The following is a 21045-nucleotide window of genomic DNA, read 5'->3' as shown; positions in this document are numbered from 1 at the left end:
AGCTAGTTATTATCGGGTGAATTGCTTTAAGGTGATACACCTTTTCGTGCTGATTTTTATGGTGCTTGCAAACGCTTTAGGTAAAATGAACTAAAGCGTTTACAAGGTATGAGGCCAGGCATGAAGCCAGCACCTCTGGGCATATTTAGTTTGCAGATTTATATTTCAATGCTAGCAAATTCACTCTTTACTTCTTCGCCTGCCGCCTGTGATTTTATCTGTTGAGCAATATATTCGGCATCACGGGCGACTCCGGAAAAGCGCCCTGAGCCCCAAGTGTGCAACCACGGTAGGCCAATGAAATATAAGCCGGTTTGGGCGCTAACGCCACGCGTGTGTTGGGGGTGTCCCATGCCGTTGAATACGGGAGCATCTAGCCAGGCGAAATCGGGGCGGTAGCCTATGCACCAAAGCACACTGCCAATGTTAGCGTCTGCTAAATTCAGTTTGCCGCGCTCTTCAGAAGGTTGCCAATCCGCTTTGTATTCGGTGGCAGCAGGAGCTTCAATACCTTGTTCTGATATCCAAGTATCGATGCGAGTGTTGATATTCCGGTAGACCTTGTCTGCGTGATCTAGATTGGCAGCGAGGTTATCTTTAAATAGTAAATTTTCTCCGTCATAATTTTCCATTAGGCCATACAGTTCCATGCCTTCTTGAGCGAAGCGACGTAAGTCAATTTCGCGTCCGCCGTCGCGACCGGTGACATAGTGGTTGGTGTTGTCGCGGACACCTTCGCGCAGAGGGTGTTGCTCAACAGAAATATCGTAATAGCCCATGTCGTGCAGCCATTCCACCACGTCTTTACCGCGATACTGACGAGCGACACGTGGTGCGTCGCCAGTGGCAAGAATCACTTTGCGTTTTGCGAGATGAAGGTCTTCGGCGATTTGCGCGCCCGATTGACCCGAGCCGACCACTAGCACTGCCCCGTCGGGGAGTTGCTCTGGGTTTTTATACTGCGCGGAATGCATTTGGAATAAGTCGTCGGGTAGTTTTTCTGCCATGCGGGGGATGATGGGGGCTTGGTAGCCACCTGAAGCAATCACGACTTGATCGCAGCTGTAATTGCCGTCACTGGTCGTCACTTCGTAACTGCCGTCGCTGGCGATACTAATGCGATTGACGGTGACGCCTTCGCGTACCGGCGGCTTTACTTTGTCGGCAAAGCGTTTGAGGTAGGCGACGATATCGTCGCGGCGCATAAAGCCCTTTGGTTCGTCGCTATCATAGGGATGGCCGGGTAAATTACACTGCCAGTTTGGGGTTACTAAGGTAAACGAATCCCAGCGTTGACTTTGCCAGCTGTGCATCAGGGTTTTGCGCTCGAGTACCAAGTGCTCGATTTCTTGTTCTTGTAAGTAATAACTAACCGACAGGCCGGCTTGGCCGCCGCCAACGATAATGACAGGCAAATGCTGTTTTGGCGTAGTTTGGGTATTCATTTTATGTGCCTCTTAAAATATTAAGTCGTTTATTACAAAATGTTGGCGTCAACATGTCAGGGGGTGATGCTGATAACTTCGACGGTTTCATTGTCGTGCTGGCCAAAGTGTTTGGCTTTGGTCTTGATACGGGCGAGTTGATCCATTGCGCTGCTGCATTGGTAGCCGTATTTTTGCTCGACGCGGTCGCTGGCTTTGTTTAGCGCAAGCTGGGTACGATGCAAAAAATCGTTGAGCGGGTAATGCTGGTGTTCCTTAAGATGCTCGAGCAGTACCGTAGACGGCGAGTAGCAGATATCGACACTGTTGTCTGGCCAGCGGACTGTGAAATTTAGAGCGGGCATGGCTGTACCTTCTGTTGTTGTACGGGAAGTGAATGGCGGGGGACTTTCCCTAGTCCAGTTAAGCTGGAAGTGGCTAAATTCCAGAACAGCTCCCTCTGTTCTTGGTGATGAACAAAAAGGTTTTGTTCTTGCGTTATTTGACCAATTTCAGCGGCGGCAATATCACGGCTGTGAAATTTTTCTAGCAGTGCTGGTAATTGGTCGTGGTCGCAAGTGAGCAAATATCCAAAGCTGGGAAAGCTACAAAGCCAGTCGGCCCAGCTTGGTTCTTGGGGGCGCGGAATCGCGCTTAAGTCTATTTCTGCGCCAACACCAGAGCTTTCAAGTAGCATTACGGTGGTGCCAAGTAATCCTGCTTGGCTAATGTCTTTTGCGGCGGTAGCTAATTTTTTGTTGGCAATTTCTGCTAGTAGTGCGATATCTCCGCGCAGTCTTGCTGGCGGTGCTCCAGTGGCAGCATTCCAATTAAGAAATGGCGCGCGATATTCGCCGCGTAAATCAATGGCGGCCACCAGAGCTTGGCCTGGCCGGGCGGCAAAGCTGCTGAGTAACTGTTTAGCGTGGCCCATAATCGCGACCGCCAATTGCGTGTTATTGGCATGGAGGTTGGTGTGGCCGCCGACTAAGGAAATGCCGAAGCAGGTGGCCGCGTCGTGCATACCCTGCATGATGCGTTCGGCCTTGTCCCCGCCCTTGTCCCAAATAGCGTTGACGATGGCACTGGGGCGGCCACCCATTGCGGCTATGTCGCTGACATTCACCATGACGCCGCACCAGCCTGCAAACCAGGGGTCGTGTTCGACAAACTCTTCAATAAACCCCTCCATTGCCAACAGGGTGTAGCCATCGGGGCTGGGGAGTGCGGCGGCATCGTCGCCGTTGGGGTGCAGGCCACTGGCTAGGGGCGGCATATACGGTGCTAAGCGGCTGATGTCGCGTTTGTGGTCGATACCTGAATGCCGGTAAACCTGATCTAATAATTGGCGCAGATTCATAGCGATTGCGCTCCTATCTGCCCGCTGCCCTCAAGTTCCTGCATCGGTAATAGTAGGTTTGGCGCAAGCTCTTTCTGGGGTCTCCGGCGGTGTTGGTTGCGAACAATAAATCCACTGTAGGGGGTGGTGAAGGGTGGGTAAAAATCCAAGTTGGCCTGCATGAGCGCGTGCTCTTGGTCACGAACCACATTGCTGCCAATACGTTGCCAATGCAGGCGTTCAAATAACGCTTGGTTTTGCAATTGCACATTGGCTAAAAAGCATTCACAGCCAAGGGCGTAGGCGCTGGACACCGCAAGTTTGATTAGACTGGCGCCAAGCTTGCCTTGACGTCGAAAATGCTTATCTACCGCCAGCCTAGAGCCGTACCAAACACCGGGGGCTTCTTGGTGAATGCGCACCGTGGCAACAATTTGTTCATGCCAGCCACATAGGCTGCCCAGCGCCACAAGGATTCGGGCTTGTTGATCTGTCGATGTATCAACCGTCGCTCGCTGGTCTAAGACATCTAGGTCGTCGCGCTCAAACAGCCTTTGCTCCTCGCAAAAGACTCTGCGCCGCAATGCCTGAGCTTCATTTACTTCCCAGGGTAAGCTGGCCCATTTGATGGTAAAGCCACTGTAAGATTGCGTGTGATCCGCTAAATGCGCGCGCAGATGTTTTGGGTCTTGGCTGCTAGTCATGGCTTTTCGCCTCCTCAGTGCTCGTACTTGGATAAGGTTGAGCAGGCTCCGCAGCGTCCGCAGCCAGCTTTAATATCCGTTGAGCGCAATTGGCCGCTAGCGAGCTGGGCAGCAATGGTCTCTAACAGCGGTTCCATAAAATCGGCGGTAGGTGCTGGGTGGTCTTCTAAAGGAGTGCCGCGGATCGGTACAAAGGGCACAACAAAGGGGTAAACACCTAAGGCGATCAGTTTTTCGCAGCACGCTGTAATCGCCTCAGCACTGTCGCCCAGTCCCGCTAAAATATAGGTACTAACTTGGCCGCGACCAAAGACTGCAACCGCATCAGCGAAGGCCTGCATATAGACGTCCATCGTCAGTTCTGCCTTGCCGGGCATCAGTTCATCGCGCAGTGCTGGGGTCACTACTTCTAAATGCATGCCCAGGGCATCGATGCCAGCATCTTTCATGCGTTGATACCAAATGGGGTCTTTTGGCGGCTCACACTGACCTTGAATGGGCAGGTCAACGGCGGCCTTAATCGCAAGGGCGCTGTCGCAAAGTACCGCCGCGCCACGATCCGGTGTGGCGGGTGTGCCTGTTGTCATCACCATGTGTTGAATGCCGTCCAGCTCCACGGCAGCTTTGGCGACCTCGGCAAGTTGTTGCGGCGTTTTGTGGGCAATGGTGCGCCCGGCTCTTAGCGATTGACCAATTGAGCAGAATTTACAGGCCTTGCGACGACTCTCATAGCGAATGCAGGTTTGCAGTACCGTAGTTGCCAACACGTCGCGGCTGTGGAGCGTGGCGATATGGGAGTAGGGAATACCGTCAGCAGTATGCAGCTCATAAAATTTTGGGTTATTCACAAAAGTGATGTCGGCTAGCGGGATGCCATCTTGGTTCAGTGAGTTGCGGTCATTGGACTCATCCACTGAAAAGGGAGACTCCCAAGCGCTGTCGCTGTAAACCGGCACCATGACGGTGGTGTCGCCAATGGTAATAGCTTGGTGATCGCTGGGGCCGGCGCCACCTTTGCGTCGTAACTGTGTGCTCTTGCCACTTGCTAGTCGTAAACCTTGGGTTTGTAGCTCAGTAATCATCCGCTGTGGTGAGTGGCTTGTGGGCATCGAGCTTGGCTTCGGCTTCATCGCAGAGTTCTCCCGTTATGGTGTGGGTGGTGCTAGGCATGGCTTGGCTGTAGCTGCTGGGCTTGTCGTTAATCAACAGGCTAAGGAGTTCGGGGCGGGCGTAATGGCCTACGGAATCCATCATGCGTTTCCGCTTGGTAATTAAATTGAAGTCGAGGTCGGCAATGACGAGCCCTTCACCTTCGCGCAGCGGTGTTGCCAGGTGCACGCCCTCTGGCGAAACAATGGCGGTATTGCAGCCGTGGCGGAGTGAGCGCTGTAATTTGGGGTCCGAGGTGATGGATGCTATTTGCTCATCACTTAACCAGCCGGTGGAGTTGACAACAAAGCAGCCCGCTTCTAATGCGTGGTGACGTATTGTGGCCTCTATTTGATCAGCGAAAATTGGGCCGACAAGTGAACCAGGGAATTGGCTGCAATGAATCTGTTCGTGTTGGGTCATCAGCGCGTAGCGCGCTAGCGGGTTGTAGTGTTCCCAGCAGGCTAATGCGCCGACACGTCCTACCCGAGTCTCCGCGACTTTCAAGCCAGAGGCATCGCCTTGCCCCCAGATCATGCGCTCGTGAAAGGTGGGTGTTAGTTTGCGACGCTTTAGTACCAGCTGTCCGTCAGCGTCAAAAATTAATTGGGTGTTATACAGGCTGCCGTTGTCGCGTTCGTTGACGCCGAGTACCACCACCATCTCTCTTGCCCGAGCGCGTTCCGCAACAGCGCGGGTTATTGGGCCGGGAACCAGCACGGCCTCTTCGTAAAGGCGCAGGTGCTCGGGGCCAGAGGCCACGGGTGGGTATACGAATGAAAAATAGGGGTAATAGGGAACGAAGGTTTCTGGAAACACAATAAGCTCAACGCCCTTTGCGGCAGCGTCGTCAATGGTGTTTAGCACTTTAGCCAGCGTACCTTCAGCGCTCCCCAAATCTGGAGAGAGCTGAACAGCCGCGGCGCGTATCGTTTTACACTGCGCCATCATTGTGCTCCTTACACAGTCCAAGTATCGATAATTACGGCATTGTCTTTGATATGAAGCAGCTTCAGATCAAGCACGTCTAAAGGGTTGATCGGGCAGATGCCGTCAATAAGTGAGGGCTCACCGTGACCGTAAAGTGCTTGCAGCGCGAAGCGACAGGCATAGACTTTGCCGCCCTCAGCCATAAATTTAGTCAGCTGATTGTTGAAGTTGAGATGGCCGGGAAACGCTTCGTCGCCAAGTGTGGGAAAGCCTCTTTGTAGTCCTAGCGTTACCCCAGGGCCGTATAACAATATTGAGGTTTCAAAACCTTTGCGCAGTAGGCGGGTGGCCTGCAGCATATTAACGAAGCCGATTGAGCCTTCGAAGGCGACGGTGTGAAAGGTGACCAGTGCTTTTTGGCCGGCTTCCGCTTTTACGTCCTCGAATACCTTTTCCTCGTAATCAACAAAAAAATCGCCCGCTTTGTGCTTTTCATGGGTTACTTTTGGCATGACTGCGTCTCTCCAGTTGGACTATTTGAAAGTAATGATCACTGCTATATTGTTCAGTGATGCGATTTTAATTTTGCAATCAATATGCCAATCAATTTATTTTTGATTGCAATCAATATGCAATCAAGTCCGGCTCACTAATTGGATATTTGTTAAAAATAATTTTTAGTCTGGATTTGCTGCCGCAATAGCGTTTGTTGATGGGGTGCTTGCTATGCACTGTATTTGTGCTTGTGTGCAAGCCGGTGGGGCAAAGGCGTTAGGTACGGCCGCGTAATGCAATCAATTTTATTAAATGATACGATCAATTTTGCAATTTGATCTAAGAACTGAGTTATCGATTTATGAATGAGACAGAACTTCAACGCTGGGCAAAAACCCTAGAGAAAGAAAAAGGTCGGCCAGCGTATCTGCTAATTGCTGATTTAATTGATGAAGACGTCGAGTCGGGCCGATTTCAGGCTCGAGATAGGTTACCGACCTTACGTGATTTGGCGGCGGCACTCGGTATCAATTACACCACCGCCGCGCGGGCTTACAATGAAGCCAAGCGTCGAGGTTTAATAGAGTCGCACCCCGGTTCCGGTAGCTTTGTCAAAGGTAAGACAGTGTCTCTTGGCCCCGTTAAAGGCGGCTATGAGATGACGATGAATTTGTTAATTGAACCGGCGATCCCCACCTTGATAGAGCAAGTCCGGGACAGCGCTATTGCGGTTTTGGCACAGCGCGACCTGTATTCTTTGCTTCGTTATCAATCCTTTGGCGGCGGGCGGCACGACCGGGAAGCGGCGCTGATTTGGCTGGATCGACGCCTTAGCAATGCGCGACTAGAGCAGGTGCTTATTTGCCCAGGTATTCACAGTGCGCTGGTTGGGCTGATGACACAATTGGTCTTGCCGGGGCAGCTAGTGTGTGTCGAAAGCTTGGTGTATCCGGGAATGAAAGCGATCGCGGCGCAGCTGGGCCTAACCCTGCACTCCCTCGAGCGCGATATGCACGGACCCTTGCCAAGGGCATTTGAAGAGGCCTGCAAGAAGGGCCGAGTCGCTGTGCTGTATCTAAACCCCACCATTCACAACCCCACTACGACCACTATCCCCTTAAGTCGTCGTCAGAGTTTAGCGGACGTCGCCCTGCGTTATAGCATTCCGATTGTTGAAGACGATGCCTATACCATGCTGACCAATGAGCCGGTAACGCCCTTTGCAGATCTCGCGCCTGAATTAACGTATTACATTACCGGCACGGCCAAATGCTTTGGCCCAGGTTTGCGTTCAGCGTTCTTGCATGCCCCCAGTAAGCGCCAGGCCCAGCGGGTGGCGGGCGCAATGCGAGCCTTATCGGTTATGTCCAGCCCGCTGACAGACGCCTTGGTCACCGCCTGGATTATGGATGGCACTGCAGAAATGATGCTAAAAGCGGTCTGTAATGAAGGCGCCGCTCGCCTTAAGCTTGCAGAGAAATACTTGGGCCGCAATCGGATTTCTGGTGCCAAGGGAGCGTTTCATTTGTGGCTTAAATTATCTAAGGCCTCCAACTGGAATCCCTCCGAATTGGCTGTACATCTTCGCTCTGTGGGTGTGAGCGCAGTTGCCAGCGCCGCATTTAGTACTGATAACAATCCCCCAGAGGCCTTGCGCGTATGTTATGGCGGGCCAATCAGCCGTGATACCTGGGAGGAAGGCTTGCAGCAGCTAGCGGATATTATTGATCAACCGGCTTTTCTCTTATCTAATACTCATTAAATTTATAGCGGCATTGGTGTTGGACGAAAATACAAGCTTTATGTCTGGCCTTATGATTTTCCCTTGCTTGTTGTAGATAAAGATTTGCGCAATGAATTGGGCACCTCGTCATCATTAATTCGCTGTAAGTGTGTTGTATTGCATCTAAAGAAGCTTTATTTTGGCTTCAGACCATACAGTCCTGATTAATGGACAATTGTCGCATTGGCGATGATCTCATTTTTTTATAATAAACAAGGAATGAATATGAGTGCAGTGCACCCAGTCAGGCAGTTTTTGAATCGAGTTGAATCCAAGCCAAATGCGCTGTATTTGCATCAAGCTAAGGGTGGTGAATGGACTGCCTATACCTGGCTTGATGTTGCTACTCAGGCCAGAAAAATCGCTGCCGGACTGCAAAGTCAGGGCTATGAACGCGGTGACAAGATTGCAATATTGGCGAAAAACTCAGCTGAATGGATTATCGCTGATATAGCCATTGCTATGGCGGGCTACATTAGCGTGCCTATTTACTACACCGCAGGGGAGAGCACTATTGCCTATGTGTTGGAGCATAGTGCGAGTAAAGCGATTTTTGTTGGCAAGCTAGATGATTATAGCGCCTTGCAGGCGGGCAATCCGAACTTGCCAACCATTGGCTTTCCTTATGATATGGTGAAGGCCGACATTCAGTGGAATGATTGGTTATCGGAGTTTCAGCCGCTTGACGATGTCTGTGTTCCTGAGTTGGACGATGTTTACACCTTAGTCTACACCAGCGGTAGCACGGGGCAGCCTAAGGGCGTGGTGCTAACGGGGCGAAATCTAGAGTCTGCGGCTTCGGCCTTGTCCGTGATGTATAGTGATTCAGGTGACCGAGTACTGTCCTATTTGCCAATGGCGCATATTACAGAGCGTAGTTTGGTGACAATGGCGATGACATTCAAATATTTTTTAATGAGTCATTAGAGACATTTGTAAGCGACTTGAAGTACGCCAAGGTGACGGTATTTTTGTCAGTGCCAAGGTTATGGGCAAAATTCCAAGCCCAGATTCTCGCAAAAGTCCCAGATCATCGTTTACAAGTAATATTGTCGATTCCGGTTTTGGGCAAGTTATTTGCGAAACGCATTCGGCAGCAGCTTGGCTTTAGCTGTTGTGGTTCTTTTGGCTCCGGCACGGCTCCTATTTCGCCTAGTTTATTAACGTGGTGGCAGCGCTTGGGGGTAAATATTGGTGAAGGCTGGGGAATGACCGAATTGTCTGGTGCGGCCACGGGTAACTCGCCTTTTCAAGCTGCACACTTGGGCACGATTGGTACACCTTTTGATGAGCTGGAACTGAAGTTGTCGGCGGAAGGTGAATTAATGGTTCGCGGAGAACCCGTGTTTAAGGAGTACTACAACAATCCCGAGGCGACCGAATCCTCGTTTGAGGGCGACTGGTTTAAAACCGGTGACAAGGCAATAAAGAATGCCGATGGCTCTTGGCGTATTACCGGGCGAGTGAAGGAGCAATTTAAAACAGCGAAGGGTAAATATGTTGCGCCGGTGCCTCTTGAGTCGCTTGTAGAAGCAAATATTTATATTGAGCAATCTTGCGTAGTCGGCTCAGGTATGCCTCAGCCGGTGGCCTTGGTGGTGTTGAATGCACAGCATGGGCAGTCCAAGGCTGCGGTTGAAAAAACCTTGTTAGCGACATTGGACTCGGTAAATGCTGCGGTAGAGTCACATGAAAGATTGGATAGATTGATTGTCGTAAAATCACCTTGGACCATTGAAAATGGTTTATTAACTCCCACGATGAAACTTAAGCGAAATGAGATTGAAGCAGCCACGAAAATACTTGTGGAGCAGTCTGTGAGCGGAAAATTGATTTGGGAGGAGTGAGTAAGTGAGCTTGTTTCACTGAGTTAAGCTTGAAAATAGCTGCTTTTGGCTGGTATCTGAATATACGCAATTAGGGTCAGATATCAGCTGGAAAACAACATATAGACCATGGTTAACACTTTCTCATCTGGCTGGTGTTTGCCACCAGCCGATCTTAATTGAAATTTAATGGCTTGGCGTCATTAGATCAGACATTCACCTCTAATTTCCTAGGTTTTAATAAGGCTTGTTGTGCGCGCGGTTCTTGAAGGGGCTTTATATCTCGCTACCGTTGGGTGAGTAAGTAAGTAAGTCGCAGATGGGAGTCTGGGTGGGGCATATATCCGCCTTCGAGCTACTAGCATTTTTTATAGTTAGCTTTATAGCTTTATAGCTTTTCTACCGCAGTGCCGGCTTAGTTTAGTGATACAAGGATGATGACAAAGCCCTGATGACGCTAAAATAATGCTTAAGCATTGTTTCGATAACCGTTAATGCTAAAGAAAAACACTTAAAACTTAGTGTATTTTAATAAAGCTAGGTAAAAAGCCAGAGAAACACAACGAAAAGGCCCGTTAATCTTACGCTCTCCCCAAAATTGGGGGGGGTCGCCGCGCGCTGCGCTGCTAGAATCTCTTTTTCCCCGTTAAGTGTTGTAATTTTATGCGTATTTTACTTTTGCTTGTCCTAACAAGCGGCTTGTTATCGGCGTGTACAACCTACATGCCCAAGGTGTCTGAATTTACTGAAGTTTCGATTGATAGTGCTTCCCGGGTTCTTGTATTGGAGTCTGAGCAATTTAATCGAACACTGCTTCATACTGTTTTCGACATTACTGAGGGTGACTCAAGATCATTGACGTGGGCGCAAAAGGAACACTACAAAAAGATCGGTAAATTCAACTCCTATGGCTCGTCTAGCAGGAGTGAGTTTATGGAAACGAAGTTGCCCGGTTACGTGAAGAGCTCAATGAGTAGTGCTCTTAGTGATGCGGGTGTCGCCGTTGTCGATGACTCGATTTTGAGCCCGTCGGGATCATCAAGGTATCTTCCTAAAGAAGCGATGGCTGAGGTGGATTTTATCTTGGTACCGCATGATTTTAGAATTGGCATGAAGGTGAACGTGTTCTTAGTTGCGCCGACGGGGATATTCCTGATGGTACCTAGTTTGGGTTTTTTCCCTTTTGACTGTCCTGCTTATCCCACTAGCTTGGCATTTTCCGTGTTCGCGACCGACGATTTAGAAAACCCAATTGATACCCAAAGCTTTGAACTACATGCCCGCCGTTGTGGCTCTTTGCTTTGGTGGGCATTTCCGAAGGGAATGGACGTCAATGGAGTGAAGAAGGCGATTGATTCTATGGTGAACCAAGAGGCTCAGCATTTACAAAACATCTACCTGTTTTAAAAGAGTTCACCATGAAAAAGCTTGTACTATTTTTGCTTATGGTTTCACCCTGTTCGCTGATGGCAGAAATCGATGGTGTTCTTGGACCAATGAGACTGCAACTGGAGGATGTGGCCGGATCTGTAAGGCAAGATATACAATCACAGGCTCGCAGCTTATCTTCGCCGCATTTTAGCGGTAATAGGGAGAGGGTTTACCGACTTGACCTGCTGTTGCGAGAGGTAAATGTCGTAAAGCAGATGAGCCGGTCCAAAGCACCTTCTCCCGGTGTGGCTACGCATTTCTATTCTTTAACACTTAAGCTGTCTCTTTATCGACCAGATAAAGAAGACCTAGCCGTTAGTGTGGTGCCGCTTCGGTCAATTAATAAGGTCATGTTTGAAGCCGTAGCCTATTATCCTGACCCCGATAAAAACTTGCCGGGTTTTGTTTCCCGTCGAATAGAGCTCTTTTTCAAAGCCCTTGATGGACAGAATATTAGCGATGAATTGGCTGTGCTCGAGCATGATATGTCTACACCTCAAGACAAACCTTCCGCGGGTATCAGCGCATTCTATGCGGTTGGTAATAGTCTGATTGATACCAGTAAGGCCGTGGGCAGTGCTATTGGTTCGGGGCTTAAGATCATTGGGGATCCACGCTTTTCCGCCGCGCTGAATCAAAAAATCACTTCTGCGGGCGATGAGCTCAACGAATTGAGTCGCCAGAATTATGCCCGCTCAGCGCGACTGCAAGCCATGATCTACGACGCAAACAACAAGGATGCAGGCGTACTAGCTCGTGATTTGGAAAAGCAGAATGTATCTGCTGCTCGAGCCTCGCCAGTACTGTCTCTGCCTGAGTCAGCACAGAGCTCCGAGCTATCAGCTGACACTGCCGGTCAGCGGTGCCTTGCCCGAGGAGCGCAATGGGACGCTGCACGTCGAGTCTGTACATTGGAGCGAAGTGTTGCTGAGCGTCGAGAGGCCTGCGCGTCTTCTGGAGGTATTCTTTATGAAGAAGATCACTTGTGTTGGCGTCAGATGGGGGGCAGCAATGCGTTTGTGTCAGAAAAGCTGACAATGCAACTGGCGGAAGAGCGCACGCTTAAGCGTACACCAACCTCGGCAACGTCAGCCGGCCGCTCAGGATCGGCTAGCGGTGTCTGCGCAGGGCCGTTTCGGGTAGCGGAAAAGACCGTAGAGGGCTGGGAAGTGTGGGAGGGAAATTTCCCCCACGAACCGGAAAAGTGCCCTAAGGATTCGACCTTTGATTTGATATCTGGGGCGCCCTACCAACTTAACACTGAGGTCCTTGAACGCAGAGAACAGAATGGCTTAAATGAGCTAATGTTTTCAAAAGAATATAAAAGAATTACAAAGGAAGCATATGAGTACCAGTGTCTATGTGCACGCGGACACACGGGTGGAACTGAAGTGAGGCAGCAATAAAGTTTGGAAGCTGTTGTTGCGACTAGCACTAGAGCGGTTAGTATCAAATAATTGGTTCGTCAGCTTGTTTGAGATGAGCCATGTTTTGATGCGGGAATACCGGGGTACTTTCATACGCCATCCTCTTAAAGTATTTATTAGATAATTCAACTTTTGACTTCGGTTATTTATTGAGGGATAAGCGTAAGATGTACCGTTGTGGCTTATCAGTTTTTGTCGATCTTTATGGCCCATAATATTACAAGTGTTTAGTGAACGCCGTTTTGGTCGATATCTTTTACTCAAATACGCAAGCACTCAGTAATACATAACTCACTACCAAACAGCAGCTCGAAACCTAGGTCGTTTTAACCTTGTGTGTGTTGCAATAAAATGCAGTATATTTTTATTGTAACAAGATATATGCTCATATTTCCGCTTAGCTAATTGTATTGTTTTAGCGGAATCTTGATAAATGGATTTAAAAGCAAGAGCATAGGGAAGTGAGATTATACATATGAGCCCCTCCAGAATTACATGTGCGCATGCCATTTTTGTCGAAACGTGCCCCTGTGTTAATTATTTTTTCCTCAAATAAATTAATGAGTTGAGCTAGTTTTGGTGAGTTGTTTCTCTGAGCAAAGAAATGGGAAAGTACGTATCAAGAATGCGAGTCGCCTTTAGTATGGAATTGGTTAGGGGTAACTAAGCATAAAATCGGTTTAAGTGAGTGATAAATTAACATGCATAGCAAAGTACAGCGACGTTACGCATAAGTCATGACTGAGATCACAATTGATAAATACGATGAGCATTGGCCTCAATTATTTCAAGAGGAACGCGATGTCATTTTGTCGGCGGTAGCGATTCCGTTCTATGCCATACACCATATTGGAAGCACAAGTGTTTCTGGGCTTTCGGCCAAACCGGTAATAGACATTCTTATAGAAGTTGATGACCTCGAAACAATGGATTCTGAAAATGATTGTTTTGCATCGTTAGGTTATGAGTGCATGGGCGAGTATGGCCTTTCGAGAAGGAGATTCTATCGAAAGGGACACCCGAGACCCTCGCATCATATTCATGTGTTTGAAACAGGCTCCATCGGAGCACGGCGGCACCTTGCATTCAGAGACTACATTCGCGCACATCCTGACATAGCCGTGGAGTATGAATCCTTAAAGAAATCCGCAGCAGCAACTAGCAACGGCGATATAAATAATTATTGCGAAGGCAAAGATGCTTTTGTATCCAAGCATCAAACACTTGCTCTAATCTGGTGGCAAAATGAAGGGCGTGCAGTTAACTGCTAAAAGGCGCGGCGGGACAGCCAAATCGCCCTGCCTTTTTTGGTAGCCGTTTTGGGTAATAGTATTTATGGCTGTTACTGGCAGCACTTTCAGTAGATTGATTAGGAGGCTTCGAAGTGCACCAATTTAAAAGATTGTTTTTGTCGCTGCTTTTCATGTTCAGTGCAGCTGCTCAAGCCGGGTATTGGCTTGGCGTGGGCTCGGGGGTGGCCACTGTTGATATTTCGCTGGGTAGCGAGAGTCAAGATGATGTGACTCTAGAAATGGTTCTAAGGGCTGGTGTAGAAATCAATGATTATTTTTCTATTGAGGCTCAGATTGGTGAGGGCACCGGCGGTTTTTTTGAATTTGACGAATTTGCCTGTGAAGTGATCATCCAATCGTATGGAGGCGGTGAAAATGACTGTGACGGAGATCCAGCTGATCTAGATGGACGCAAGTCGCGAGCATTGTACCTGCGAACATCATTGCCTAACGATACTTGGCTCACTCCGTATCTGCTAACGGGGTATAGCTATAACAAGCTGGATTTTGACGGAGGTAACGGTAGCACATCGACATCAATCGAAGATTTCGGATATGGCTTCGGTGTAAGAGTTGCGCGTTGGTTTCAGCTTGAATGGTTACAGCAGGGTGACGAAGACGGAATTAAAATAAATTCGACAACGTTAAATCTTACAATACCGTTTTAACGCTTTGCTGACATATAAAATTTTGAATAAAGCGCGAAGAAGTAAAGGTGGTATCGCCTAGGTTGGTCGGACGGCTTCGCTTGTGCTGACAATATTATGACTTAAGTATGTTTTGAAATAACAAGGAAACTAGTATCTATTTTTGTTCTGTCTTTGGTGGCAGCTTGTGCCTCTTCTCCCGCCCCTGAGAGTCGATACTTAGACGGCAAAGATGATCAATATGTGGGTGTCACATTAAGCGCGCCTAACCTTTCGGCTATCCATAAGCCACCCTTGAACTCTGGATTGGCATTCTTGAAAGTTTATGACTTCGATGATGTTTGTGAAAAGCGGAAAACTATTTTTGGCGAGGCTTATAAAGAAGCAGAACCGATAGGAGAAATATGCGTTTCAAAGGCAGATCGCTCCAAAGTCGGAAAGCTACCGGTTAGGCTTGTTGTAATAAAAGCAGGTTTTGATATTCATGGTATTGGTACAAGGATGAGTGGCGATCGATATTTTCAGTTTCAAACACGTGATAGCTTTACTTACGAGGTAGAAGTTAATGAGTCTCGTCCTTTCGTGGTGTCATGAAACGTGTCGGTGAGAGAAATGAGCGCGGACGGAATGTATACCGAAAATATTGCAGAATTTCAGGCTAGCAAAGATGGTGGGTTTCTTGGACTAGATGAAGATTTGTCGCCTATTTGCGAGTAATTGTCGCTCTAATGGCGGTGAGTATGTATAACAATCACGCCGAAGTTAGCGGCTGAGAATTGCGGCGGGACAACTAAAGTTTCGCACTTTATTGATGGCTTGGGTGCTTGAGTATGGTCGAGAAAGTTGTTGTCTGAGGTGAAAGTGTTTTAACGTCGGTGGTGGCGATAATCATTGGGCGCCATACCGATGGTTTTTTTAAATATTCGAGAAAAATAATAAGCGTCATCATAACCAACCGCAGATGCGATTTGTTTTACAGATTGGCTGGTGCTATCTAACAAATAACAAGCACGCTGAATTTTCATATTAATAAAATACTGTATCGGTGATTGGCCGGTGTGGGCTTTAAATTTCTTTGTGAAGTGATATTTAGAAAGTTTTGCAATGGCAGCTAATTCATCAAGATTTAATTGGCCGTGAATATGTTCCTGCATGGTTGCGCGCAGTCTTTCCCAATTAATTATTTTTCCGCTTTGGGGGCGCTCTTGCCGAACCAGCAGTGCTATATAGCTTAATAGCGCTTGTAGCTGGTGACCGCCTTGAATGTACTCCGCAAGTTGATAACCACTGCGACGCAATTCTGAGAGCCCGTCAAAGATGCGTACAACCCGAGGTTGGACGCCAATGTTTAGTGTGGGTGTACTCAGTTGAATATGCTGATAGAAATGATCTGCAAGGCGGCCGTTAAAGTGTAGCCAATATATGGTCCAAGGGTCTTTGGTGTCTGCTTTATAGGCATGGGGGTGCTTGGGTGGTAATAAAATTATGTCGCCACTGCGGATGCGATAGCGTTTGTCGTCACACATTAGCGTGCCTTTTCCGTCTATGCAGTAAATAAGCAGATAGCTGTCTTGCTGCTGCCGTTGCATGCGGTGGCCAAATGCCGCTGGGTAGTAGCCCATTGCTAGGGGGAATAAACCTTCTGTCAGTGGGTGCCCTGCTAGTTGCGTTTGTATAAATTGCGGTAATAGGAAGCGTATTCCTAGCGGTGGGAGTGGCCAGTCAGAGGTTATTTTCATATTAATACATTGATTTATATCATTTTTTTTGTGTTTTAGTGTTGGTTTTCTTCTGTTTTAGTTTACGCAATATAGTCCATCAAGTCGGCAATATAGTCAATCCTACGCTATCAAGAGTTGTGTTTATATAGTTGCCCTAATATAGGTGCATGCGAATACATGGGTGCACCGTTTGCAAACCTAAAAATAACTTGGAGATACACCATGGCCGCAGAATCCGCCGTCGCCACTTCCGAAGAAGCCGTCTTTATACAGTCGCTCGTTGCACGTTCGCGTAAAGCGCAGGCGCAAATTGCTGACTATAGCCAAGAACAAGTCGATGAGCTGATTACCGCTATGGTGTGGTCGGTAGCGCGTCAGGACGTGGCAGAGAAGATTGCCAAATTTACCGTAGAAGAGACACAGTTAGGAAATTATGACGGTAAATTTCTAAAAATATTTAGAAAAACCCGCGCAACCTTATTCGATATTATTAACGACAAATCTGTCGGTGTGCTCGAAGAAGACAAAGAGCGCAATATCGTTAAAATTGCTAAGCCAGTGGGTGTTATCGGTGCCTTAGCACCCTGCACCAACCCTGAGGCAACGCCAGTGATAAAGGCGATCTCTGCGGTTAAAGGTCGGAACGCGATTATAATTGCGCCCCATCCGCGCTCAAAATTAACCAATAAAATGATCTGCGATTTGATGCGTGAAGCACTAAAAGCCTGCGGCGCGCCAGAAGACTTGGTCATTTCCATCGACAGCCCGTCAATGGAAGGCACGTCGGAGTTGATGAAACAGTGTGACCGCATCTTGGCTACCGGCGGCGCACCAATGGTGAAGTCAGCTTATTCTAGCGGTACACCTGCCTTGGGTGTAGGGGCAGGGAACGCCGTGATTACTGTGGACGACACAGCAGATTTAGACGAGGCTGCTGAGAAAATTCGTATTTCTAAAACCCTAGATTTAGCCGCATCGTGCTCTTCTGATAATGCGGTTATTGCCTTTGAATCAAATGTTGAAGCCTTGTTAGAGAAGCTGCAAGCGCAGGGCGGTTATATTTGTAATGCAGAAGAAAAAGCCAAATTACAGAATATTATTTGGGAAGATGGCCACATTGCCCCGCGTATTGTGGCTCAGCCGGCAAGCGTACTTGCAGAGATGGCTGGCATAGACCTACCAGAGGGGAAAACGTTTTTCATTGTCCCAGAAACTGGAGCGGGACCTGAGCACCCCTTTTCTGGCGAAAAAATGTCAGTGGTTATGGCCTTCTATACTGTTAAAGATATCGACGGTGCGATTGCTATGACCAATGCGATTCAGGCTTATCAAGGCCAAGGCCACTCCTGTGGTATTTATTCTTATAACGATGAGAATATTATGAAGTTTGCCTATGCGACAAAGACCTCGCGGGTCATGGTTAACCAACCCCAAGCCCCTTCTAATAGTGGTAATGTGTGGAACGGCATGCGCCAAACTTTCTCGCTAGGTTGTGGTTCTTGGGGTGGGAATAGCACTAACAACAATATTACTTGGCGTGATTTGATTAACGAGACTTGGGTTTCTAAGCCTTTGGCGGTGACCAAGGAGATTCCTTCAGATGAAGTCTTGTTTGGCAAAGTGATGGATAAGTTCAAGTAAACCTTTGTGTTAAGCGCCGCCAATACTGCGGCGCTGTGATTGAGTTTAGTGATAATCAATAGAGAATAATATGGACTTTAACCTTACCGACGATCAGAACGCCTATGCCGAGAGTGCGCGGTCATTTGCCGACGGCGTGTTCAAGCCCAATGCGGCGCAATGGGATGCCGAACATATTTTTCCTAAAGAAGCGTTAAAACAGGCAGGTGAGCTGGGCTTTATGGGTATTTATACGCCAGAGGCGGCTGGCGGCTTAGGTATGAGTCGTTTAGATACCAGTGTCATAGTCGAAGAATTGGCGCGGGGTTGTACTTCTACAGCGGCATTTTTGACGATCCATAATATGGCCACGAGCATGATTGGCACCTATGGGAAGCAAGCCTTGATTAACGAGTGGTGTGGCGACTTGGTGACCGGTGAAAAATTGGCTTCTTACTGCTTAACCGAGCCTAGCGCGGGTTCTGACGCTGGCAGTCTCCGCAGCACGGCCCGTGCCGAGGGTGACAATTTTATTGTTAACGGCAGCAAAATGTTTATTTCTGGCGCGGGCTCCACTGATATTTTAGTGGTGATGTTGCGCACTGGTGCCGCGGGGCCAAAAGGAATTAGCGCCTTTGCGATTCCCGCCAATGCTGACGGTATCAGCTACGGTAAGAAAGAAGAGAAAATGGGTTGGAATAGTCAGCCCACTCGAACCGTGACATTTGAAGACGTTGTGGTGCCCGCAGCCAATATGTTGGGCAGTGAAGGCGAGGGCTTCAAGATAGCTATGAAGGGCCTAGATGGCGGCCGTATCAATATCGCCACTTGCTCTATTGGCACCGCGCAGGCGGCTATAGAAACAACAATTGAATACGTGAAAGAGCGTAAGCAGTTTGGCCAAGCTATCGCTGACTTTCAGAACACTCAGTTTAAACTAGCTGATATGACCACTGACTTAGTGGCTGCGCGGCAAATGGTGCGTTTGGCGGCATTTAAACTAGATTCTGGTGACCCAGAAGCCAGCACCTATTGTGCAATGGCTAAGCGTTTTGTAACGGACGTGTGTTTTAACATTTGTAATGATGCACTCCAGCTACACGGCGGTTATGGTTATATAAAAGAATACCCCTTGGAACGGCATGTTCGCGATAGTCGTGTGCATCAGATTCTGGAAGGTACGAATGAAATTATGCGGGTCATTATTGGCCGACGTTTATTGATGGAAGGCGCCCTGGAGGTAATAAAATGAATAACTACAGTCCCACAGAAAAGTTAAAAGTAGAGATCATCGACCATACGGCATTGATCACCATAGACAACCCCGGCGCGAATACTTGGGATGCCGAGTCATTAAGTGGCATGCGTGACTTGGTGGCTAATCTTAATGCTGACAAAAATATCTACAGCTTAGTGATCACCGGTGCGGGTGAGAAATTTTTCTCGGCGGGCGCAGATTTAAAAATGTTTGCCAGTGGCGACAAGGCCGTTGCCCAGGATATCGGCTTAAAGTTTGGTCAGGCCTTTGAAGCCTTAGCGGATTTTCGCGGTGTTTCTATTGCAGCCATTAATGGCTTTGCAATGGGTGGCGGTTTGGAGTGTGCGTTGGCCTGTGATATTCGCATCGCTGAATCCCATGCGCAGATGGCGCTGCCAGAAGCAAAAGTAGGTTTACTGCCTTGCGCGGGCGGTACTCAGCGCCTAACAGCTCTAGTTGGCCCTGGTTGGGCGAAGCGCATAATCTTGTGTGGCGAGCGTATAAAAGCCGAGAAAGCCTTGAGCTTGGGCTTAGTTGAAGAAGTGGTGGATTCGGGAACCGCTAAAACTGTGGCCCTAGCTCTGGCTGCGCAGGTTGCGCAACAAAGCCCAGTGTCGGTGACTTTCTGTAAAGAACTAATTCATAAACCGCGTGAAGCAGTTATGCCGCAGGGTTTGTTGCTGGAGCGTGAGCGCTTTATTCAGCTGTTTGACACCTTAGATCAAAAAGAAGGGGTGAATGCCTTTCTTGAAAAGCGCAGCCCAGAGTGGAAGAACGCCTAATGACCGAGTTATTTGAAGAAGTTGTATTTGAAGAACGTCGCTCAGCGAGTGGCCCAGCGGTTGGGGTGATTACCCTGAGTGTTGAGAAAACCTTGAATTCTCTCACCCTCAATATGGTTGAGCTGATGTTGGCAAAGCTTCGCGAATGGCGTGAGCGCAGCGATATCGCCTGTGTATTTATTCACGGCGCTGGGCAAAAAGCCTTGTGCGCTGGCGGAGATGTGCAGGCGCTGTATAAATCCTCTATCAGTCAGCCGGGTGGCCCTTGTGAATACGCAGAGGCGTTTTTTGAGCAGGAATATCGCGTCGATTATCTGCTTCATAAATTTGATAAGCCGGTGATCGTATGGGGCCACGGTATTGTCATGGGCGGCGGTATGGGTGTTTTCGCAGCGGGAAGCTATCGCGTTGTGACTGAGAAAACCCGCTTGGCGATGCCTGAGATCACAATTGGCTTGTATCCCGATGTGGGCGGGAGCTATTTCCTAAATCGCATGCCTGATAACACCGGTTTATTCTTGGCCCTCACTGGTGCCTCGTTTAATGCGGCGGATGCCTTGTACCTTGGATTGGCCGAAGGCTTTATTGAGCATCAATATGCTGGCGAGGTGTTGAACGCCTTGACGAATGTGGCGTGGTCTACAGGGGTTGGTGACAACCAAGAGCGCGTATTTGAAGTGATGGCGGAGTTTGTTGCGCGTTCTAAAGAAGCTTTGCCTGCGGGTAATGTTGAAGCGGCGGCGGCAGAAATTAATGCGTTGTGCAGCGATGATGATCTCGACACCATCAATAATATTATTGCGGTGCAATCTGAAAATCCTTGGATACAAAAGGCGTCGGCTACATTGGCCTCCGGTTCGCCACTCAGTGCCCGCCTGATCGCTGAGCAGCTGCGGCGCTGCAAGGGTTTGTCATTAAAGGCAGCGTTTCAGGCCGAAGTACTGCTATCTACCTCGATTATTCGTCATTCAGAATTTGCCGAGGGCGTAAGAGCATTATTAATTGATAAGGATAAGAGCCCGAAGTGGCAACACAGTTCGCCGGCTGAAGTGCCTGATTCATTAATTGAGCAACACTTTGCCGCTCCTTGGGCTGAGAATCCACTCAACGATCTTTAGTCTTGCACCCACGTAGTGGGTGTTTGGCGGCAGGTTTTGAGGCGGTTTCGGTCGTCTCATTTTTTATTTCACCGTGTTTTCGCGAATAGCGAAAATCTA

General features: G+C 48.6%; 20 protein-coding genes. 12 read left to right on the top strand and 8 right to left on the bottom strand.

Annotated features, from left to right (window positions below; genetic code table 11):
- Positions 1–158: 158 nt before the first annotated feature.
- Genes AELLOGFF_RS11910 through AELLOGFF_RS11880 form a run of 7 tightly spaced genes read right to left on the bottom strand, consistent with a single transcriptional unit; the run spans position 159 to position 6058 of the window.
- The gene (locus tag AELLOGFF_RS11910) at positions 159–1445 is read right to left on the bottom strand and encodes an MSMEG_0569 family flavin-dependent oxidoreductase (protein WP_159268945.1); all 1287 of its coding nucleotides are present in this window, start codon (positions 1443–1445) and stop codon (positions 159–161) included.
- 56 nt (positions 1446–1501) lie between these two features.
- Positions 1502–1789, bottom strand: coding sequence for an MSMEG_0570 family nitrogen starvation response protein (locus AELLOGFF_RS11905; protein WP_159268944.1), 288 nt, complete (start codon positions 1787–1789; stop codon positions 1502–1504).
- Entirely contained in the window at positions 1777–2784 is a 1008-nt protein-coding gene (locus AELLOGFF_RS11900; protein ID WP_159268943.1) for a sll0787 family AIR synthase-like protein, read from the bottom strand. Before AELLOGFF_RS11900 ends, AELLOGFF_RS11905 begins: the two co-directional genes overlap by 13 nt.
- On the bottom strand, positions 2781–3467 hold the full coding sequence (locus AELLOGFF_RS11895) for an MSMEG_0567/Sll0786 family nitrogen starvation N-acetyltransferase (RefSeq protein WP_159268942.1): 687 nt from the start codon (positions 3465–3467) through the stop codon (positions 2781–2783). The genes AELLOGFF_RS11900 and AELLOGFF_RS11895 overlap by 4 nt, the downstream gene beginning before the upstream one ends.
- A gap of 14 nt (positions 3468–3481) precedes the next feature.
- Complete coding sequence (locus AELLOGFF_RS11890; protein WP_200842655.1) at positions 3482–4597, bottom strand: MSMEG_0568 family radical SAM protein; 1116 nt, start codon at positions 4595–4597, stop codon at positions 3482–3484.
- Entirely contained in the window at positions 4539–5567 is a 1029-nt protein-coding gene (locus tag AELLOGFF_RS11885; protein ID WP_235035713.1) for a Nit6803 family nitrilase, read from the bottom strand. The genes AELLOGFF_RS11890 and AELLOGFF_RS11885 overlap by 59 nt, the downstream gene beginning before the upstream one ends.
- 8 nt (positions 5568–5575) lie before the next feature.
- A complete protein-coding gene (locus AELLOGFF_RS11880; RefSeq protein WP_159268941.1) occupies positions 5576–6058 on the bottom strand; it encodes an MSMEG_0572/Sll0783 family nitrogen starvation response protein in 483 nt (160 codons plus the stop codon).
- Positions 6059–6402: 344 nt separating this feature from the next.
- Here AELLOGFF_RS11880 and AELLOGFF_RS11875 point away from each other — a divergent pair, with 344 nt between their 5' ends.
- The 8 genes from AELLOGFF_RS11875 (at position 6403) to AELLOGFF_RS11840 (ending at position 15041) form a co-directional block, all read left to right on the top strand.
- Positions 6403–7803 (top strand): PLP-dependent aminotransferase family protein, encoded by a 1401-nt coding sequence (locus AELLOGFF_RS11875; RefSeq protein WP_159268940.1) that lies wholly within the window; start codon positions 6403–6405, stop codon positions 7801–7803.
- 246 nt (positions 7804–8049) lie between these two features.
- Positions 8050–8751: an AMP-binding protein gene (locus AELLOGFF_RS18135; protein ID WP_200842654.1), complete on the top strand. Its 702-nt coding sequence runs from the start codon at positions 8050–8052 to the stop codon at positions 8749–8751.
- Positions 8752–8801: 50 nt separating this feature from the next.
- Complete coding sequence (locus tag AELLOGFF_RS18130) at positions 8802–9671, top strand: AMP-binding protein (protein WP_268818564.1); 870 nt, start codon at positions 8802–8804, stop codon at positions 9669–9671.
- 642 nt (positions 9672–10313) lie between these two features.
- Positions 10314–11057, top strand: coding sequence for a hypothetical protein (locus tag AELLOGFF_RS11860; protein WP_159268939.1), 744 nt, complete (start codon positions 10314–10316; stop codon positions 11055–11057).
- A gap of 11 nt (positions 11058–11068) precedes the next feature.
- A complete protein-coding gene (locus AELLOGFF_RS11855; protein WP_159268938.1) occupies positions 11069–12487 on the top strand; it encodes a hypothetical protein in 1419 nt (472 codons plus the stop codon).
- A gap of 758 nt (positions 12488–13245) precedes the next feature.
- Entirely contained in the window at positions 13246–13779 is a 534-nt protein-coding gene (locus tag AELLOGFF_RS11850) for a GrpB family protein (protein ID WP_159268937.1), read from the top strand.
- Between the two features lie 113 nt (positions 13780–13892).
- Positions 13893–14468 carry an outer membrane beta-barrel protein gene (locus tag AELLOGFF_RS11845; RefSeq protein ID WP_159268936.1) on the top strand — a complete coding sequence of 192 codons (576 nt, stop codon included), beginning with the start codon at positions 13893–13895 and terminating at the stop codon, positions 14466–14468.
- 153 nt (positions 14469–14621) lie between these two features.
- Positions 14622–15041 carry a hypothetical protein gene (locus AELLOGFF_RS11840; protein ID WP_159268935.1) on the top strand — a complete coding sequence of 140 codons (420 nt, stop codon included), beginning with the start codon at positions 14622–14624 and terminating at the stop codon, positions 15039–15041.
- Positions 15042–15313: 272 nt separating this feature from the next.
- Here AELLOGFF_RS11840 and AELLOGFF_RS11835 read toward each other — a convergent pair whose 3' ends face one another.
- Positions 15314–16186 carry an AraC family transcriptional regulator gene (locus tag AELLOGFF_RS11835; RefSeq protein WP_159268934.1) on the bottom strand — a complete coding sequence of 291 codons (873 nt, stop codon included), beginning with the start codon at positions 16184–16186 and terminating at the stop codon, positions 15314–15316.
- Positions 16187–16390: 204 nt separating this feature from the next.
- Here AELLOGFF_RS11835 and AELLOGFF_RS11830 point away from each other — a divergent pair, with 204 nt between their 5' ends.
- From AELLOGFF_RS11830 to AELLOGFF_RS11815, 4 genes are all read left to right on the top strand, one after another.
- Positions 16391–17809, top strand: coding sequence for an aldehyde dehydrogenase family protein (locus AELLOGFF_RS11830; protein ID WP_159268933.1), 1419 nt, complete (start codon positions 16391–16393; stop codon positions 17807–17809).
- Positions 17810–17879: 70 nt separating this feature from the next.
- The gene (locus AELLOGFF_RS11825) at positions 17880–19040 is read left to right on the top strand and encodes an acyl-CoA dehydrogenase family protein (protein WP_159268932.1); all 1161 of its coding nucleotides are present in this window, start codon (positions 17880–17882) and stop codon (positions 19038–19040) included.
- A complete protein-coding gene (locus AELLOGFF_RS11820) occupies positions 19037–19828 on the top strand; it encodes an enoyl-CoA hydratase (protein ID WP_159268931.1) in 792 nt (263 codons plus the stop codon). The genes AELLOGFF_RS11825 and AELLOGFF_RS11820 overlap by 4 nt, the downstream gene beginning before the upstream one ends.
- Complete coding sequence (locus tag AELLOGFF_RS11815; RefSeq protein WP_159268930.1) at positions 19828–20946, top strand: enoyl-CoA hydratase/isomerase family protein; 1119 nt, start codon at positions 19828–19830, stop codon at positions 20944–20946. Before AELLOGFF_RS11820 ends, AELLOGFF_RS11815 begins: the two co-directional genes overlap by 1 nt.
- Positions 20947–21045: the final 99 nt, after the last annotated feature.

Origin of the sequence: Zhongshania aliphaticivorans (genome assembly GCF_902705875.1) — a bacterium.
In the GTDB taxonomy this organism is placed as follows: Bacteria; Pseudomonadota; Gammaproteobacteria; order Pseudomonadales; family Spongiibacteraceae; genus Spongiibacter; species Spongiibacter aliphaticivorans_A.
The sequence above is the reverse complement of the archived record's forward strand: the minus strand, read 5'-3'. Positions and strand labels throughout refer to the sequence as shown.